The organism is Tabrizicola soli, from assembly GCF_015999335.1.
GTDB lineage: Bacteria > Pseudomonadota > Alphaproteobacteria > Rhodobacterales > Rhodobacteraceae > Tabrizicola > Tabrizicola soli.
In genome coordinates, this window is sequence record NZ_JAEACP010000006.1 from 191,806 (window position 1) to 210,069 (window position 18,264).

Here is an 18,264-nt window from a genome sequence, read left to right on the forward strand (position 1 = left end):
GAGGATCAATGAATGGCTAAACGCAATGTGGACCCGATCACGCTATCGGTCGTCCGGGGCGTGCTTGAAACCACCCAGCGCGAGATGACGCTGACGCTGGAACAGACGGCACGGTCTTCTGTGTTCAATCTGGCGCACGACTATTCTACGGCGCTTTTCAACCATAGCCCGGAGATGATCCTCCAGGGACAGGACATCCCGATCCACCTGGGCAGCCTGATCCCCGCCATGAAGTCGGTCGCCAGATTCTTCGAAGGCGACATCCACGAAGGCGACCTGATCCTTCACAACGATCCAGCCTATGGCGGCAGCCACATCATCGATACCTGCATGTACATGCCCGTCTTCTATGAAGGCGAACTGGTCTTCTGGACGGTATGCAAAGGCCATCTGACCGACATCGGCGGCCCCGTGCCTGCGGGCTACAACCCGAACGCGACCGAGATCTTTGCCGAAGGCCTGCGCATCCCGCCCGTCAAGCTGTGGGATCGTGGCAGGCCGCGCAAGGACGTGATGAACCTGCTGCTGACCAACATGCGGGCCCGCCGCGACCAGGAAGGTGATTTCAACGCGCTTATCGGGGCCTGCCAGGTGGGCGCGCGCAACCTGGTCAACCTGATGAAGAAATACGGCAAGGATGTCGTGCAGGACTGCATCGCGGAACTGCTCGACATGGCCGAGGCGCATATGCGCAAGCTGATTTCCGAGGTTCCGGACGGCACCTATACCGGCACCGCCATCCTTGAAGACGCGGGCCACGGCTACGGCGACTTCGAGATCACCGCCACCGTCACGGTCAAGGGCGATGGCTGCCACATCGCCATCTCCTCGCCGCCGCAGATCCCGTATTTCATCAACAGCTACGAAGGCAACAGCCACTCCGGCGTCTATCTCGGCCTGATGATGTTCGCGCAACTGCCCCCGCCCTACAACGAAGGGCTCTACAGATGTGTCACGACCGACATGGGTCCGAAGGGCACGCTGTGCAATGCGAAGTCGCCCGCGCCGCACATGAACTGCACCACGACCCCGATGGAGACGCTGACCGATGCGGTGCGTCTGGCCTTCGAACAGGCTGCGCCGCACAAGGTCTCGGCCAGCTGGGGCCATGCCAACGGCTGCAACATCGCCGGCTGGGACAATCGCCACGACGAGGAATATGTGACGATGGTGCTGGCCTCGATCATCTCGGGCGCCGGGGCCACGGCGCAGGCCGACGGCTGGCACGCGGTCGGACCCGAGTGCTGCTTCGGCGCGCTCACCTCGGGTGACATCGAGATGCTGGAGCACAGCTATCCGATCATCATCCACCGCTACTCGCTGATGGAAGACAGCGGCGGCGCCGGCCGGAACCGTGGCGGGTCGGGCACCTGCTGGGAGGTGGAGCCGCTCGATACGCCGATGACCCTGATCACCTTCGGCGAGGGGCGCCGCATCCCGGCCATGGGCGCGGCAGGGGCGAAGTCCACTCTCGTCTCGTCCAAGGTGGGCCGTCTGGAAGTCACCCGCAACGGCGAACGGAAGATCATCACCGACAATGTGATCGAGACGATCCAGCCCGGCGAGCGCGCGGCAAACAAGAACCCCGGCGGCGGCGGCTATGGCAACCCGTTCGAACGCGATGTCCAGAAAGTGGTCGAGGATGTCCGCAACGGTCTCGTCAGTCTCGAGGGGGCGCGGCTCGACTACGGCGTGGTCATCGCCGACCGCGACAGCCTGACTGTCGACCACGACGCGACGGCGCGCCTGCGCGCGGCCTGATCCCATCCATCGCTCCACCGGCTTCCGGTCGCGGGGACAAGGTCCCCGCCCGGTCACGGCCACCCTGAAAGGACCCTTCCCATGCAGAACCAGTATCGTCTCGGCATCGACGCGGGCGGCACCTTCACCGATTTCATCCTCGCGGACCGCAAGGGCGGGGTGCGCATCTTCAAGGCGCTGTCGACCCCCAATGACCCGACCGCCGCGATCCGCAACGGCCTGAACCTTATCCACGAGGAAACCGGCCTTACGCCCGGGCAGATCGTGTCGAATTCCGATCTGTGCATCAACGGCACCACGGTCGGCCTGAACGCGCTGATCACGCACAATGGGGCCAAGACCGGCCTGATCGCCACCCGCGGGCATGAGGACAGTATCGAGATCCGCCTCGGCCACAAGGAAGATGGCTACCGCTACGATCCGGAATATCCGCCTGCGACGATGCTGGTTCCGCGTTACCTGCGGCGTGGCGTGGCCGAGCGGGTTCTGTCCAACGGCAAGGTCCACACGCCCCTGGACGAAGAGGATGTGCGCGACGCCTGCCGCCATTTCCTCCGTGAGGACGTTGAATCCGTGGCGATCAGCTTCGTCTGGTCCGTTCTTCACCCCGAGCACGAAGCACGCGCCGCCGAGATCGTCCGCGAGATGATGCCGAATGTCCGCCTGACCGTGGGCAGCCAGCTCTACCCGCAGGTGCGCGAATACACCCGCACCTCGACCGCCATCGTCAATGCCTATCTCGCCCCGATCCTGCAACGCTATGTCGAAGCGGTGGATGCCTATTTCCAGTCGCTCGGCGCGCGGCATCCGGTGCGGTACTTCCAGTCGAACGGCGGCCTGGCGCTTGGGCATGTGGTCAGCGACCAGTCGGTCTATGCCATCAATTCGGGTCCCGCCTCGGCCCCGCAGGCCGCGCTCTGGCTGGGCGAGCCGTGGGGGATGAAGGACATCATCACCGTCGACATGGGCGGCACCTCCTTCGACATCACCCTGACCCGCGACGGGCGGGCCAATGTCTCGAAGAACATCGACTTCCTGCGGTACCGGATCGGTATCCCGATGATCCAGGTGGAAACGCTGGGCGCGGGCGGCGGGTCGATCGGCTGGATCGACAGCATGGGGCTGATGCAGATGGGCCCGCAGTCGGCCGGCTCGGAACCCGGCCCGGCCTGCTATGACCAGGGCGGCGAGAAGCCCACCACCACCGATGCGAACCTTGTGCTGGGCTACCTCAACCCCGATGGCCTTGTCGGCGGGCGCTTGCCGCTGAACGTGGAAAAGGCCCGCCGCGCGATCAAGACCCATCTCGCCGACCCGCTGGGGATCAGTGTGGAAAAGGCCGCCTACGGCATGTTCACCATCGTCAACAACAACATGGTCAACGCCATCCGCCGCGTCTCGGTGGAACGCGGCTATGACCCGCGCGACTTCGTGCTGAACTGCGCGGGCGGGGCGACGGCGGCGCATATCACGGCGCTGGCGCGCGAGATGGGCATCCGCAAGGTGCTGATCTCCAAGCTTGCCTCGGGTCTCTGCGCCTTTGGCCAGATCCTGTCGGACGTCAAGTACAACTACATGGCTCCGGTCGCGGCGCGGCTGGAAGGGGCCGAGGCTGCCAGCCGCCTGAACCGCCTCTTCGGAGAACTCGAGGGGCGCGGGCGCGCCGACCTGATGGCCGACGGCTTCACCGAGGGGCGCATCTCGGTCCGCCGCAGCCTCGACATGCGCTATGTGGGGCAGGTGCATGAATGCACTGTTGACATCGATCCCTTCGAAATCACCGAAGCCGCACTGGAACGGCTCAGGGCCGCGTTCCATGCGCGCCACGAGGAACTTTACACCTATTCCGAACCGCACAGCGCGGTCGAGGTGGTGAACGTCGAGAGCGCGATCACTGGCGCGGTCGACAGGCCCGGCCGCATGTCCGCCTCGCCCGGCAAAGGAGCGCATGCCGCTCTCAAGGGCACGCGTGAGATGTTCTTCGACGCCGACGGCGTTCCGCGCGAGACGCCGGTCTACGACGGCGCCCTTCTGGGCGCAGGCGACCGCATTACCGGACCCGCCGTCATCCAGGAGGTGACGACGACCATCGTGATCGAGCCCGGCTGGCTGGCCGAACTTGATGCCTCTGCGGTCTATGTCGTGACGATGGCTGCCGATAACGCCGCCCGGCAGCATGTCGCCCGCGCGGTCGAGGTGGCCTGAGATGGCGCTGGCGCTGGAACAGGTGGGGGTCGCCTTCGGCGGCTTCCGCGCGCTTGCGGACGTGTCTCTGTCGGTTCCGCCGGGAGAGGTCGTGGGGCTGATCGGCCCGAACGGGGCGGGCAAGACGACCTGCGTGAATGTCCTGACGGGGTTCCAGCGCCCATCGACCGGGCGGGTGTTGCTGGACGGACGTGACGTTTCGGCGCTGCCTGCCCATCGGCTGCGCCGCGCCGGCGTGGCGCGGACCTTTCAGGCGGGGCGTCTCTTCACCGGACTGGACGTGCTGGACAATCTGGCCTGCGCCGGTATCGGCCTGGGCCTCGGCCGGGCCGAGGCCGAGCATCAGGCGAGCGACCTGTTGCGCTGGATGGGGATCGAGACGCTGGAAAGCCGCGCCGCCGCCGGTCTGCCCTACACCGATGAACGCCGTGTGGCGATCGCCCGCGCGCTGATGGGCGGGCCTTCCTATCTGCTGCTGGACGAACCCGCCGCCGGCATGTCGGAGGCCGAGTCGGCCGATCTGGCAGCCCTGATCCGCCGCATCGCCCACGACCGCGGCATCGGGTGCCTCTTGATCGAACACAATGTGGGTCTTGTCCTGTCCATCTGTTCGGATGTCGTCGTGCTTGATGGCGGCCGGGTCATCGAAAGGGGGGACCGCAAGGTGATCCTCGGGTCGAGCGTCGTCCGCGAAGCCTATCTTGGCGCCCATGCGGAGGCCGCATGATGGCAAAGCTGGGCGTCTATGATCTTGCGGTGCGCTACGGCAAGCTGACCGCCATATCCGACCTGTCCCTTGCGGTGGCCGAGGGGGAGCGCGTCTTCGTCTCGGGGCCGAACGGGGCCGGAAAATCGTCGCTCCTGTCGGCCATAGCCGGCGCGGTGCGCGCGGCGCATGGCCGGATCGAGATGGACGGGGAAATCCTTTCCGGCCTTGGCGCCGAGGCCATCGCGCGCCGCGGCCTGTCGATGGTGCCCGAAGGACGGCGCATCTTTCCGGGTCTGACCGTGCTGGAAAACCTGTCGGTCGGCACCGGCATGCGGCGCGACCGCAGCGCCGTTGCCGATGATCTTGAAACCGTCTTTACCGCCTTTCCCATACTGCGCGAGCGGGCACGCTCCGCTGCCGGCGCGCTTTCGGGGGGGCAGCAGCAGATGCTGGCCATCGCCCGCGCGCTGATGACGAACCCCAAGGTCATGATGGTGGACGAGCCTTCGCTTGGGCTCGCCCCGAAAGTGGTGGACGAAGTCTATGACCGTCTCTGCCAGCTTCAGGCCCTTCGCGGGCTTACGCTGGTGATCGTCGAGCAATCCTCCGCCCGCGCGGCGCGTGTCGGGGGGAGGATGCTTCTGATGCGGGGCGGGCGGATCGTGGCCGATGGCGACGCCACCGAATTCGCCGCCCGCGACCTTCTTGCCGAAGCCTATTTCGGAGGTGCGGCATGAGCCTGCAACTGGTGTTCGACGCGCTGGCGCTGGGCGGCATCTATGCCGTTGCCGCGCTGGGCATCGCGCTGATCTTTGGCGTGATGCGGCTGGTCAACTTCGCGCACGGCCAATTCATCGCCTGCGCCGTATTCGCCCTGATCGTACCTTCGACGGATGCGCTGGCCGTTCTGGGGCTGGGCGCGCTGCCTGCGCCTGTGCTGGTCCCGCTCATCCTGCTGATCGGCGCGGGACTGGCGGTTCTGGCCGAGGCGCTGGTGTTCCGGCCGATGCGGAACGCTTCGCCGGTGGCGCTGATGGTGGGCAGCTTTGCCCTGGGTGTTGCGCTGCAGAACCTGCTTCTGGCGCTTTATGGCGGTCGGCCCAAGGCCGTCAGCCTGTGGGCGGAACTGGGCCAGCCGGTCCAGATCGCAAGCGCATCGGTCCCGCTGCTTCAGCTGATCGTCATCGCGGCGGTGGCCGTGATCCTGGCCGGCCTTGCGCTGATGCTGCGCAAGAGCCGTCTCGGACTTGAGATGCGTGCCGCCGCCGAGGATTTCACCATGGCGCGGATGCTGGGCGTGCGCTCCAACCGGGTGATTTCCGGCGCCTTCGCGCTCTCGGGCGGTTTGGCGGCCGTGGTTGCGCTCGTGCTGGTCGCACAGACCGGCGTGGCCGATGTTCGCATGGGCGGACAGATCATGCTGGTCGCCTTCATCGCGACCGTCGTGGGCGGCATGGGCAGCCTGTCCGGCGCCGTTGCGGCCGGGCTGGGCATCGGGGCCGCTTCTGCGCTGTTGCAGGCGGGCCTGCCCGCAGACGCGCGACCGTTCCGCGACGCCTTCCTCTACGGCGGCGTCATCCTTGTCCTTCTGTTCCGGCCGCAGGGCCTTTTCGCCCCGGTCGGGGCCAAGCCGAGGGTGTGACCATGACCAGCCAGCACAGGATCCGCCGTCGCATGACGGCCACGACGCCGGTCGTTCTGTCACTCCTCCTTCTGCTCTTCGTGCTCGCGGCTCTCTCGCTCGGAGACCGTGCCATGGCCCGCATGGCCGCCGAAACCCTGATCCGCGTCACCTTCGTTGTCGGGTTCTGGGTCTTTGTCGGGAATTCCGGGGTGGTAAGCTTCGGTCACGCGGCGTTCGGTTGCATCGGGGCCTATGTCTCGGCATGGCTGACGCTGCGGCCCGAAATGAAGGCCACGCTGCTGCCGGGCCTGCCCGAAGTGATCGCGGCAGCCGACTGGCACGTTCTTCCGGCGGCGGTGGCGGGCGGCGGCGTCGCCGCACTGGTGGCGCTGCTCACGGGGGCCGCGATCCTGCGCCTTTCCGGAATCGCGGCCTCGATCGCCACTTTCGCCTTCCTTGCGATGGTGAACACGATCTGGGCGAACTGGACCTCCGTCACGGGGGGAACCTCCTCGGTCGTGGGGCTGGAGCGCTACGTGACCCCTTGGGTCGCGCTGGGATGGGCGGTCGCGGCCATTCTGGTCGCCGCGCTTCACGCGGCATCGGCTTCGGGGCTGGCGCTGAGGGCCGCCCGCGAGGACGAGGTGGCCGCCGCGGCCTCGGGGATCGATCGGTACCGCCACCGGCTTCTGGCCTACACGCTTTCGGCTTTCTTCTGCGGGTCGGGGGGCGCGCTGATGGGGCATTTCATCGGCGTGATCAACCCCGACGGCTTCTACCTCGGCCTCACCTTCCTGATGCTTGCCATGGTGGTCATCGGCGGTGTGGGGTCGCTGTCCGGTGCCGTGGTCGGCGTGCTTGCCCTGTCCATCGCGGTCGAAGGTCTCGTCCGTCTGGAAAAGGGCATTTCGGTCGGTGCGGTCACCTTTGCGCTGCCCCCCGGCAGCCAGGAGATCATCCTCGCCGTGGCCATGATCCTGATCCTGATCTTCCGCCCCGCAGGCCTGATGGCCGGGCGCGAGGTGATGCTGCCCGCCCGCTGGGTCGCGGGACGGGCATCGCGCGAAACCTGACAGACCCGATCAACAGGAGAGAAAGAGAATGAAAGGACTTTTCCGCCCCATCCTGGCCCTGGCGGCGCTTTCCGCGCCCGCCTTTGCCGAGGACGACCTGACCATCGGCTTCGCCATTGCGAAGTCCGGCTGGATGGAAGCCTATGACACGCCCGCCGCCACTGCCGCCATGATCCGCATTGAAGAGATCAACGCCGCCGGTGGCCTGCTCGGCCGGCAGATCAGGGTTGTCGAGGCCGACACCCGCACCGACCGCGCCGAAAGCGCCAAGGCCGGTCTGGACGTCCTGGATCAGGGCGCCGAGATGATGGTCGTCTCGTGTGATTACGACTTCGGCGCCCCGGCGGCCCTGGTTGCCGAGGGCGAGGGAATGAACAGCTTCTTCCTGTGTGCCGAGGACGCGAAGGCCGGCATCCAGGGCGTCGGCCCGAACAGCTTCTCCTCCTCCGTGCTTGCGCCGGTCCAGGGTGCGACGATGGCGGAATGGGCGCATGCCAGACGCGAAGCGCGCACGGCCTATGTGCTGGAAGACACGTTCATCGAGTACAACAAGGGCATCTGCACCGGGTTCAACTGGATGTTCCCGCAGCTCGAGGGCGCGCAGATCGTCGGCAGCGACACGTTCAAGAACGATGACGCCTCGATCGCCAGCCAGATCACGCGCATCAAGGAACTGCCCGACCAGCCGGATGTGATCATGCTTTGCTCCGTCATGCCGGGTGCCGCTGCGGCGGTGCGCCAGCTTCGCGCGGCGGGGATCAATTCGCTGATCCTGAACGGATCGGCCGTGGACGGGTCCTACTGGCTCGAGGCGACGCCGGACCTGTCGGGCTTCGTCGTCCCGGTGCAAGGGTCGATCTATGGCGACGACCCGCGTCCCGAGGTCGAGGCGTTCAACAAGGCCTACGAGGCCAAAACCGGCAGCCGCCCGGCCAGCCAGTATGCCTATCCGGGCTATGTGCTGATCGATCTCTGGGCCAAGGCGGTAGAACGCGCGGGCACGGTTGACGGTGCTGCCGTCACGGCCGAACTGGAAAAGATGCGCGACGAACCGACGGCCTTCGGCCCGCGTAGCTTTACCGCCGATCTGCACCACCAGAACACCGCGCTGATGCAGATCATCGAGATCACGGGCGGAAAGCCGGCGCGAGCGGACGAATGGCGCGTCTCGCAGCCGGTGCCGCTGGACGTGCTGATGAAGAAGTGACCTTTCCAGGGGTTGGACAGGGGGGCGCGGTTCGTTCGGACCGCGCCCTTTCGCATCATAGATAGGGCGGCGTGCAGGCCGAAACGACGACTGCCTCGCGGTCTCCGATATTGCGGAACCGATGCGGAAGGGTGGAATCGAACAGATAGCTGTCGCCGGCTTTCAGCACCGCGCACTGGTCGCCGACCGTCACCTCGATCTCGCCCGCGACGACGATGCCACCTTCATGCGAGACATGTTCCAGCATCTGCGCGCCGGTGTCCGCCCCGGGTTCGTACCGCTCATGCAGGATCTGCAGGTTGTGCGCTTTGGCGTCCCCGACTTGCTGGAACATGATCTTCCCGCGCGGGTCGTCCAGCGTCGAGTAGAGCCGGGTGGTCAGGTCCCGCAACTCATGAGGTTTGAAAAAGACCGACTGGCTTGCAGGCGTGTCGGGTTCGAAAAATTCCGACATCGTTACGGACAAGCCGCCCAGAATCTTGCGCAAAGATGCGACGGACGGGCTGGAGCGGCTGGTCTCGATCATCGAAATCTGACCATGTGGCACACCCGAGGCTTCGGCAAGCTGCCGTTGGGATATCCCCGCATTCTGCCGCATCTGTCGCAGCCGGTCTCCGACACTGAAGTCATTCATGAGGCGATCCTGGCGTTTTCCGAAGCATATGCCTTGGTTCCGCAGCGCACAATCTTTTGTCAGGAGGTGCGCAATAAATCAAAACATCTTGCTCAATAAAATGAGCGATCTTACGGTCAACCCAGCCATAGCCCGCCCAGGAGTATCCGATGACCGAAACATCCCGGCTTTCTGCCCGCAAATCCGCCGCCGTTGCCCGTGGTGTTGCCACCCGCGGCATCTACGCCACCCGTGCAGAGAATGCCGAACTCTGGGACGCCGAGGGGCGCCGCTTCATCGACTTCGCGGCCGGCATCGCCGTGAACAACACCGGCCACCGTCACCCGCGCGTGATGGCCGCCGTCGCGGAACAGGCGCAGGCCTTTACCCACACCTGTTTCCATGTGGCCCCCTACGAGAGCTACATCGCCCTGGCCGAGCGTTTGAATGCGGTCACGCCGGGTGACTTTGCGAAAAAGACCATGCTTGTCACCACCGGCGCCGAGGCGGTCGAAAATGCCATCAAGATGGCGCGCGCCCATACCGGCCGGTCCGGCGTCATTTCCTTCTCCGGGTCGTTCCACGGGCGCACGCTGCTGGGCATGGCCCTGACCGGAAAGGTCGCGCCCTACAAGAAGGGCTTCGGCGCGATGCCCCCCGAAATCATGCATTCCCCGTTTCCGAACGGCTTCCACGGCGTGACCGAGGCCGAGGCGCTTGGCCAGCTCGAACGGCTTTTCGCCTCTTCCGTCGATCCCGAGCGGGTTGCCGCCATCATCATCGAACCCGTACAGGGAGAAGGTGGCTTCAACATCGCGCCGGTCAGCTTCCTGCGCGCGTTGCGCGAAATCTGCGACCGCCACGGCATCGTGCTGATCGCGGACGAGGTGCAGGCGGGCATGGCGCGGACGGGCCGGATGTTCGGCTTCGACCATTCCGCTGTGGTGCCCGACCTGGTGACGATGGCCAAGGGTCTGGCGGGCGGTTTCCCGCTCTCGGCCGTGACCGGGCGGGCCGAGATCGTGGATGCGCCCAATCCGGGCGGCGTGGGGGGAACCTATGCCGGCAACCCCTTGGCGGTTGCGGCCGCTCATGCGGTCCTGGACGTCATCCGCGACGAGGATCTTTGCGCCCGCGCCGCCGAAATCGGCGAGGTGATCCGCACCCGACTGACGCAGATCGCGGCACGGCAGGGCATGGAATGCATCGGCGACGTCCGCGGGCTCGGTGCGATGAACGCCATCGAACTGGTGTCCGACCGCTCCAGCAATGCACCCGATGCCGCCCTGACCGCCGCCGTGGTGGCCGAGGCCGAGGCGCGCGGGCTGATCCTTCTGTCCTGCGGCACGCGCTACAACGTCATCCGCATGCTGCCCCCCCTGACCATTCCCATGGAGCAGCTGGCCGAGGCGCTCGACATCCTCGAGGCGGCGCTCGAGGCCGCGGTGATGAAACAGGCCGCCTGATCCGGCCCCATGCCGGCAAACCACTTCCTGCCCGTCCCGGGCAGGGGGCCATCCCGTGCTGGCCGAAGGAGTGCCCGCCATGACAGACGCGCATCTGAACCTGATCGACGGCAACTGGCTGCCGGGCGATCACCTGACCGAGAATCGCAATCCGTCCGACCTGTCTGACCTGATCGGCCACTATGCCGCGGCCACGGTCGAGGATGTGGACCGCGCCGCGCGCGCCGCGCAGGCCGCCCTGCCGGCATGGCAGGCCAGGGGGCCGCTGGCGCGGGCGGACCTGCTCGATCGCATCGCCCGACGCATCGACGCCGAAGCCGAGTCCATCGGCCATATGCTGGCCCGCGAAGAAGGCAAGATCCTGTCCGAGGCCATCGCCGAAGTGCGCCGCGCCGCCCAGATCTTCCGCTTCTACGGCGGCGAGGCGCTGCGCATCGCCGGCGATGCCATCGCCTCGGTGCGTCCGGGCGTCGACATCGAGGTGACGCGCGAACCCCTCGGGGTTGTCGGCCTGATCACGCCCTGGAACTTCCCCGCTGCGATACCTGCGTGGAAGGTCGCGCCCGCCTTGGCCTTTGGCAACGCGGTTCTGCTGAAACCGGCCGACCTCGTCCCCGGCACGGCGCATCTTCTGGCGCGCATCATCCACGAGCAGGGTTGTCCCGCGGGCATCTTCAACCTTCTGATGGGGCCGGGTTCGGTGGTGGGCCGCGCCCTGGTGGACCACCCGCTGGTATCCGCCATCTCGTTCACGGGATCGGTCGCCACGGGGCGGGCGATTGCCCGCGGCGCCGCCGAGGGGATGAAGAAGCTCCAGCTCGAGATGGGCGGCAAGAACCCGATGGTCGTGCTCGACGATGCCGACCTCGAGATCGCTGTCGCGGCCTGCCTGAACGGGGCGTTCTTTTCCACGGGACAGCGTTGCACCGCATCGTCGCGGCTGATCGTGCAGGCGGGCATCCATGATGCATTCGTCACCCGCTTGGCCGAGGCGATGCAGGCCCTGCGGGTCGGACCTGCCCTCGATCCGTCCAGCCAGATCGGCCCTGTCGTCTCGCCCGCGCAGTTGCGGGGCAATCTGGATTACGTCGCTCTGGCCGCCGCCGAAGGCTGCGAGGTGGTCGGCGGGAGCTTGGCGGATGGCCCCACAGAAGGCTTCTTCCAGCGTCCGGCACTGTTCCTGAAGGCCCGCAACACAATGCGCGTCGCCAGCGAGGAGATCTTCGGCCCTTGCGCCGCCGTGATCCGGGTTGAGGATTTCGACGAGGCGCTCGCGGTCGCGAATGACAGCGATTACGGCCTCTCGGCTGGCATCTGCACCGGATCGCTCAGACATGCGCGTGCTTTCCGTCACCGGGTCCGCGCGGGCATGGTCATGGTGAACCTGCCGACCGCGGGCGTGGATTTCCACGTTCCCTTCGGCGGGACCAGGGGCAGTTCGCATGGCTCGCGCGAGCAGGGCCGTCAGGCGGTCGAGTTCTACACGACCGTCAAGACATCCTACAGCTTCGGGGGCTGACCGTGCCGAAGTCGCTCATCCTGACGATCAACCCCGGCACCACCACCACGCGCATCGGCCTGTTCCTGCCGCAGGGGGCCGAGGTTCTGCCCGTGCTGGACGAGACGATCGACCATGACGAGACGGTCATGGCCGGCTTCGAGAGCATCGCCGCGCAACTTCCCTTCCGCGCGGCGGCGGTCCGGTCCTTTCTGGAGGCGATCCCCGGAGGGGTGAGGCTGGCTGCGGTCGTGGGGCGGGGCGGCATGCTGTCGCCTGTGCCGGCAGGCGTCATCGCGGTGGATGACGGGCTGGTGGATTTCGCCTTGCACCGGCCCGTGCACCAGCATGCATCGAACCTTGGCGCGCCGCTCGCGCAGCGCATCGCCAGGGCGGCGGGCTGTGCGGCCTTTGTCGTCGATCCGGTGTCGGTCGATGAACTGCCCCCGGTCGCCCGCGTGTCGGGCTGTCCGGACATCCCGCGCTTTTCCTTTGTCCACGCGCTGAACATCCGTGCCTGCGGGCGCCGTTTGGCGGCCCGCCTGGGCAAGCCTTTCGCGGAGCTCGACGCCGTGGTCGCGCATATGGGGGCGGGTATCTCGGTCGCCGCGATCCGCAAGGGGCGGATCGCCGACGGCACGAACCGCATGGAGAACTCGCCGTTCTCTCCCGAACGGGCCGGGGGGCTTCCGCCCATGTCGCTGATCGACCTGTGCTATTCGGGCCGCTTCACCAAGGACGGGCTGAAGCGCAGGCTTTACGGACAGGGCGGGGTCTTCGCCTATCTTGGCACCAAGGACATGCGTCGGGTCGAGGCCATGATCGACGCGGGCGACGGCAAGGCGCGTCTGGTCTGGGAGGCGATGGTCTACCAGATCGGCAAGGCCATCGGGAGCATGGCCGCCGTTCTGGATTTCCGGCCCGATGGGGTCGTTCTCACCGGGGGGATGGCCCATTCGCTGCGCCTGACGGCCGCGTTGACCGACAGGATCGGTCGCCTCGCACCCGTGACCTGCTATCCCGGCAGCCAGGAAAGCGAGGCGCTGGCCGCGGGGGCCGCGCGCGTGCTGGCCGGGACCGAGGCCGCCCGCCACTGGCCCGTCGCCCCGGATGTGGAGCCGATGCCATGGTGATCCGGAGCTTCGCCGCGCTGGAGGCCGCGCTCCGGGGGCGTCCGCCGCTGCATCCCGCCGTGGCGGGGGCCGATGACGTGGCAACGCTGGCGGCGCTGGCCACCGCGCTGGCCGATGGGATCATCGGCGGGGCGGTCCTGGCCGGTGACCCCGGGCGGATCGCCGCCGTCCTGCCGCCTGCGCTTGCACCGCACGTCACCCTCCTTCCCGCCGCGACCGCGGCCGAGGCGGCTGCGACTGCCGTGGCCGCGATCCGGGACGGCGCGGCGGATGTGCTGGTCAAGGGCAGCGTGGACAGCGCCGCCTATCTGCGGGCGGTGGTGGCGCGCGCGACGGGCCTGCGCGCATCGGAGGTGTTGTCGAACATCACCCTGGCCGAGATGCCTTCGGTTCCGCGCCTTCTCGGGGCGACGGACAACGGGATCGTGGTCCTGCCGACGCTCGGGCAGAAACGCGCCATCCTGCGGAACGCCGTGCCGCTGTTCCGCGGCCTGGGCGTTTCCCCCTTGCGCGTTGCGGCCATTGCCGCCTCGGAAAAGCTCCATCCTTCGCAACCCGCGACCACAGACGCCGCCGCCCTGCGCGAGGAATGGGCATCGGGCGACGGGACGGTTCTGGTGGACGGCCCCTTCGGTTATGACGTGGCCCTGTCGCCCGCGGCAGCGGAAAAGAAGGGATTCGCCGCCTCGCTCGTGGCCGGGCAGGCCGATCTGATCCTCTTCCCGTCGATCGAGGCCGGAAATGCCACGGTGAAGGCATGGAAGCTGCACGGTCAGGCCCGAACCGCCAGTATCGTCATGGGGGCGCGTGTCCCCGTGCTGCTGAACTCGCGGGCCGACGGGGCCGACCAGCGGCGGCTCGGACTGCTGCTCGCGGCGGCCGTGAGGATCGGGCAGGGGGCTGCGCCATGACCGTCCAAAGCGCCGGCGTCGTGGGCGCCGGGCGGAAGGGGAACGGGGCGCCCATGCCTTCGCGCCGGCGGGCCACGAGGCGATGATCAACGGATATGGCGCGCCGTTCGGCGTGGCGGGGCTGGGCAGCCGATTCCGCAAGTGGGGGATGAGGCAGGGCTGCTGCCATGCTGGCAGGGCAGGGGGCTACAAGCACCGAAACCGACGTGCTTCTCGGGCATGAAATGGGCAGCCCGGAGACGCGGGTTTACGTCCGTTCGGCAGAGCCATGCGCGGCTCGCTGAATCGGTCATCAGCCGGCTTGACGCGATGGTGACCGTTCCACGGGGTGCCCCCGACTGCCCCATGCCATGATAACGCATTGATGCGCAAGGAAACCACAAGGGCGATGGTAGGCCCGGAGGGACTCGAACCCCCAACCAAGGCGTTATGAGCGCCCTGCTCTGACCATTGAGCTACAGGCCCGTAGCGCACTTTGCCTAGCAGACCCTCGGCCCGGGTCAAGCCAGAGCGAACAGCCGCGGTTGCCGCAGCGCGCCAGTTGGTGTAGCGGACGGGCGAGACAGCGGCAGGGGATCGGGATGGCCATGGACCACAAGGGGCTCACCTATGCGGATGCGGGCGTGGACATCGACGCCGGCAATGCGCTGGTCGACCGGATCAAGCCCGCGGCCAGGGCGACCGGCCGGCCCGGCACCATGGGCGGCCTCGGCGGCTTCGGCGCGCTCTTCGACCTCAAGGCCGCCGGCTACCGGGACCCCGTCCTCGTCGCCGCGACCGACGGCGTCGGCACCAAGCTCCGGATCGCCATCGACACCGGCCATGTCGACAGCATCGGCATCGACCTCGTCGCCATGTGCGTCAACGACCTCGTCTGCCAGGGGGCGGAACCGCTGTTCTTCCTCGACTATTTCGCCACCGGCAAGCTCGAGATCGAGCAAGCCACCCGCATCATCACCGGCATCGCCAGGGGCTGCGCCGATTCGGGCTGCGCGCTGATCGGCGGCGAGACGGCCGAGATGCCGGGCATGTACCACGGGGGCGATTTCGACCTGGCCGGCTTCGCCGTCGGCGCGATGGAGCGCGGGCAGGACCTGCCGAAGGGCGTGGCCCGGGGCGACGTCCTCCTCGGCCTCGCCTCCTCGGGCGTCCATTCCAACGGCTACAGCTTCGTGCGCAAGGTGGTGGAACTCAGCGGCCTCGGCTGGGACGCGCCTTCGCCGTTCGGCACGGGCACCTTGGGCGAGGCGCTCCTCACCCCCACCCGCCTTTACGTCAGGCAGGCCCTCGCCGCCGTCCGCGCGGGCGGCGTGCACGGCCTCGCCCATATCACCGGCGGCGGCCTGACCGAGAACCCGCCGCGCGTCCTGCCGGAAGGCCTGGCCTGCGAGATCGACCTTGGCGCCTGGCAGCTTCCGCCGGTCTTCCGCTGGCTCGCCACCACCGCCAACATGTCGGAACCCGAACTCCTCAAGACCTTCAACTGCGGCATCGGCATGATCCTCGTCGTCGCCGAGGACCGGGCCGAGGCCCTCGCCGCGCTCCTGACCCAGGAAGGCGAGACCGTCACCCGCTTGGGGACCGTCGTGGAAGGGCAGGGGGTCGTCTACCGGGGCAAGCTTCTGTGAAGCGCGTCGCCATCCTGATTTCCGGGGGTGGCTCGAACATGCTGGCGCTCCTCCGCGACATGGCGGGCGACCATCCGGCGCGGCCCGTCCTCGTTGCCTCGAACGATCCGGAGGCCGGGGGGCTGGCGAAGGCCGCCGCCCTCGGCATCGCCACCGCCGCGCTCGACCATCGCGCCTGGCCCGACCGCGAGAGCTTCGAGGCCGCGCTGGCCGAAGCGATCGACGCCAGCGGCGCCGATCTGATCTGCCTCGCCGGCTTCATGCGCATCCTGACCCCCGGCTTCATCCGCCGCTACCAGGGCAGGATGCTGAACATCCACCCCTCGCTCCTGCCGAAATATCCGGGGCTGCACACCCACGCCCGCGCCCTTGCCGCCGGCGACGCCGAGGCCGGCTGCACCGTCCATGAGGTCACTGCCGACCTGGACGCCGGCCCGATCCTCGGCCAGGCCCGCGTGCCGATCCTGCCCGGCGATACCGAGGACAGCCTCGCCGCCCGCGTCCTGACCATGGAGCACCGGCTCTACCCGGCCGTCCTGCGCCGCTTCGCCGCGGGCGACCGCAGCCCCCTCTCGCTACCCTGACGGCCCGTCCGGCCGCGTCAGGACGAAGGCGCAGCCCGCCGCGATCAGCACGCCCTGCGGCAGCAGCACCTTCCAGCCCAGCCCCAGCCAGAGCGACACCACCAGCACCGCCGCCATCGTCCCCACCGCCAGCCGCTTGGCCGGGCGCGAGATCGCGCCGTTGTCCTCCCAGTTGCGGATCGGCGGCCCGAACAGCGGATGGGTCAGCAGCCAGCCGTGCAGCCGGGGCGAGGATTTCGCGAAGGACCCCGCCGCCAGCAGCAGGAAGGGCGTGGTCGGCACCACCGGCAGCGCCACGCCCAGAAGGCCGATCCCAAGGAAGAACAGGCCCACCGCCAGCCACAGGGTTCGCATCATCGACTCCGATCCGCCACAGAAACGCATGGCCCGCTCCCGGCCGCAAGCCCGGCCCTTTTCTTTTCGCCTCATGCCGCCTATAGGCCGAAAGGCGGGATGACCCCGCGACGAAAGGCCGCCGATGCGCACGATCACCTCGACCGAAGACCTCGCCGCCTTCTGCGCGCTGTGCAAGACCCAGCCCTACGTCACCATCGACACCGAATTCCTGCGCGAACGCACCTACTGGTCCAGGCTCTGCCTGATCCAGATGGCGATGCCCGGCGCGGGCGAGGCGGTCCTGATCGACCCGATCGAAGGGCCGGAAATGTCGATGGAACCGCTCTACGACCTCTTCCGGCACGAGGCGACGGTCAAGGTCTTCCACGCCGCAAGGCAGGACCTGGAGATCTTCTTCGTCGAGGGCGATGTCTTCCCCAGGCCCCTGTTCGACACCCAGATCGCCGCCATGGTCTGCGGCTTCGGCGAGCAGGTGGGCTACGAGACCCTGGTCAAGCGCATCGCCAAGGCCAATCTCGACAAGACCTCGCGCTTCACCGACTGGTCGCGCCGCCCGCTCTCCGAGGCGCAGAAGGATTACGCCATCGCCGATGTCACCCATCTGCGGGTGATCTACGAATTCCTGGCGGCGCAGCTGAACAAGAACGGCCGCGCCTCCTGGGTGGCCGAGGAACTGGCGCTGCTCACCGATCCCGCGACCTATACCACCGACCCGGACGATGCCTGGCAGCGGATCAAGACCCGCACCACCTCGGGCCGTTTCCTGGCCGTGGTCAAGGCGCTGGCCCGCTTCCGCGAGACCTATGCCCAGGCCCAGAACGTGCCGCGCAGCCGGGTGATGAAGGATGACGCGCTCCTGGAACTGGCCTCCACCCGCCCCGCCTCGGTCGAGGAGCTGGGCCGCTCGCGCCTCTTGCTGCGCGAGGGGAGGAAGCCCGAGATCGCCGAGGGCATCCTCGCCGCCGTGCAGGAGGGGCTGGAAATGCGGCCCGAGGACATTCCCCGGATCGAGAACGGCCGCGACCAGCTGCAGGTGAACCCCGCGCTGGCCGACCTTCTGCGCGTGCTGCTCAAGGCCAAGTCCGAAAGCCTCGGCGTCGCCCCGCGCCTGATCGCCTCCTCCGCGGAACTGGACCAGATCGCCGCCGGCGAACGCGACGTCGCGGCGCTGACCGGCTGGCGGCATGAAGCTTTCGGCGAGGATGCGCTGCGCCTCTGCAAGGGCGAGATCGCGCTGTCCGCCAAGAGCAACGAGGTGCGCGTGGTCCGCCTCTGACCCGCCCCGCTCGTCGATGACTTCGTCACTCCTCGCCGTCGTCCGCGAGGAGGAGACGCAGTCGAACGACGAGCCGCCGCGAAGACCCTAGCTGTGAGTTCTTACGAGGTCGTTCACCTTTGAGAGGGGAGGCGTTCGGTTGAGTGCGGAGTGTGGTCTTGATCGGTTGAACCAGTCAAGCCAGCGCGGCAGATCGGCGTTTCTCGCGTCGGATGTGGG

Annotated in this window: 18 protein-coding genes and 1 tRNA gene; 15 read left to right on the forward strand and 4 right to left on the reverse strand. The window is 67.6% G+C overall.

Features of this window, described 5'->3' with window-relative positions:
• Positions 1-12: 12 nt before the first annotated feature.
• The 7 genes from capB (at position 13) to I7S92_RS07380 (ending at position 8,579) form a co-directional block, all read left to right on the forward strand.
• Positions 13-1,761 carry a caprolactamase subunit beta gene (gene capB / locus I7S92_RS07350; RefSeq protein WP_197642837.1) on the forward strand — a complete coding sequence of 583 codons (1,749 nt, stop codon included), beginning with the start codon at positions 13-15 and terminating at the stop codon, positions 1,759-1,761.
• An 81-nt stretch (positions 1,762-1,842) separates the two neighbouring features.
• Positions 1,843-3,966: a caprolactamase subunit alpha gene (gene capA, locus I7S92_RS07355; protein ID WP_197642838.1), complete on the forward strand. Its 2,124-nt coding sequence runs from the start codon at positions 1,843-1,845 to the stop codon at positions 3,964-3,966.
• 1 nt (position 3,967) lies between these two features.
• A complete protein-coding gene (locus tag I7S92_RS07360) occupies positions 3,968-4,693 on the forward strand; it encodes an ABC transporter ATP-binding protein (protein WP_197642839.1) in 726 nt (241 codons plus the stop codon).
• Entirely contained in the window at positions 4,690-5,412 is a 723-nt protein-coding gene (locus I7S92_RS07365) for an ABC transporter ATP-binding protein (protein WP_242070108.1), read from the forward strand. The genes I7S92_RS07360 and I7S92_RS07365 overlap by 4 nt, the downstream gene beginning before the upstream one ends.
• Positions 5,409-6,317, forward strand: a complete 909-nt coding sequence (locus I7S92_RS07370; protein ID WP_197642840.1) for a branched-chain amino acid ABC transporter permease — start codon at positions 5,409-5,411, stop codon at positions 6,315-6,317. Before I7S92_RS07365 ends, I7S92_RS07370 begins: the two co-directional genes overlap by 4 nt.
• Positions 6,318-6,319: 2 nt before the next feature.
• Complete coding sequence (locus I7S92_RS07375) at positions 6,320-7,372, forward strand: branched-chain amino acid ABC transporter permease (RefSeq protein ID WP_197642841.1); 1,053 nt, start codon at positions 6,320-6,322, stop codon at positions 7,370-7,372.
• Between the two features lie 28 nt (positions 7,373-7,400).
• Entirely contained in the window at positions 7,401-8,579 is a 1,179-nt protein-coding gene (locus I7S92_RS07380; protein ID WP_197642842.1) for an ABC transporter substrate-binding protein, read from the forward strand.
• A 55-nt stretch (positions 8,580-8,634) separates the two neighbouring features.
• On the opposite strand, the gene I7S92_RS07385 is transcribed toward I7S92_RS07380, so the two are convergent.
• Entirely contained in the window at positions 8,635-9,177 is a 543-nt protein-coding gene (locus I7S92_RS07385) for a cupin domain-containing protein (protein WP_242070118.1), read from the reverse strand.
• On the opposite strand from I7S92_RS07385, the gene I7S92_RS07390 reads away from it, so the two are divergent.
• The 5 genes from I7S92_RS07390 to I7S92_RS07410 all read left to right on the forward strand — a co-directional run bounded on the left by I7S92_RS07390 (position 9,118) and on the right by I7S92_RS07410 (position 14,200).
• The gene (locus I7S92_RS07390) at positions 9,118-9,312 is read left to right on the forward strand and encodes a hypothetical protein (protein WP_197642868.1); all 195 of its coding nucleotides are present in this window, start codon (positions 9,118-9,120) and stop codon (positions 9,310-9,312) included. The two genes, I7S92_RS07385 and I7S92_RS07390, sit on opposite strands and share 60 nt — an antisense overlap.
• 50 nt (positions 9,313-9,362) lie before the next feature.
• The gene (gabT, locus tag I7S92_RS07395) at positions 9,363-10,658 is read left to right on the forward strand and encodes a 4-aminobutyrate--2-oxoglutarate transaminase (RefSeq protein ID WP_197642844.1); all 1,296 of its coding nucleotides are present in this window, start codon (positions 9,363-9,365) and stop codon (positions 10,656-10,658) included.
• A 79-nt stretch (positions 10,659-10,737) separates the two neighbouring features.
• Positions 10,738-12,177 (forward strand): aldehyde dehydrogenase family protein, encoded by a 1,440-nt coding sequence (locus tag I7S92_RS07400; protein ID WP_197642845.1) that lies wholly within the window; start codon positions 10,738-10,740, stop codon positions 12,175-12,177.
• Positions 12,178-12,179: 2 nt separating this feature from the next.
• Entirely contained in the window at positions 12,180-13,289 is a 1,110-nt protein-coding gene (buk, locus tag I7S92_RS07405) for a butyrate kinase (RefSeq protein ID WP_197642846.1), read from the forward strand.
• A complete protein-coding gene (locus I7S92_RS07410; protein WP_197642847.1) occupies positions 13,283-14,200 on the forward strand; it encodes a phosphate acyltransferase in 918 nt (305 codons plus the stop codon). The genes buk and I7S92_RS07410 overlap by 7 nt, the downstream gene beginning before the upstream one ends.
• Positions 14,201-14,589: 389 nt before the next feature.
• Here I7S92_RS07410 and I7S92_RS07415 read toward each other — a convergent pair.
• Positions 14,590-14,665 (reverse strand) — tRNA-Ile (locus I7S92_RS07415).
• A 116-nt stretch (positions 14,666-14,781) separates the two neighbouring features.
• Between I7S92_RS07415 and purM the strand changes: the two genes are divergently transcribed.
• A complete protein-coding gene (gene purM, locus I7S92_RS07420; RefSeq protein ID WP_197642848.1) occupies positions 14,782-15,828 on the forward strand; it encodes a phosphoribosylformylglycinamidine cyclo-ligase in 1,047 nt (348 codons plus the stop codon).
• Positions 15,825-16,412, forward strand: a complete 588-nt coding sequence (gene purN / locus I7S92_RS07425; protein WP_197642849.1) for a phosphoribosylglycinamide formyltransferase — start codon at positions 15,825-15,827, stop codon at positions 16,410-16,412. Before purM ends, purN begins: the two co-directional genes overlap by 4 nt.
• Here purN and I7S92_RS07430 read toward each other — a convergent pair.
• Complete coding sequence (locus I7S92_RS07430; RefSeq protein ID WP_242070109.1) at positions 16,404-16,769, reverse strand: YbaN family protein; 366 nt, start codon at positions 16,767-16,769, stop codon at positions 16,404-16,406. The genes purN and I7S92_RS07430 overlap by 9 nt on opposite strands.
• 121 nt (positions 16,770-16,890) lie before the next feature.
• On the opposite strand from I7S92_RS07430, the gene rnd reads away from it, so the two are divergent.
• Positions 16,891-18,045, forward strand: coding sequence for a ribonuclease D (rnd, locus tag I7S92_RS07435; protein ID WP_197642850.1), 1,155 nt, complete (start codon positions 16,891-16,893; stop codon positions 18,043-18,045).
• Positions 18,046-18,132: 87 nt separating this feature from the next.
• Here rnd and I7S92_RS23460 read toward each other — a convergent pair.
• Positions 18,133-18,264, reverse strand: a 132-nt coding sequence (locus I7S92_RS23460; protein ID WP_197641424.1) for an integrase core domain-containing protein, incomplete at its 5' end; no start/stop codon positions are given.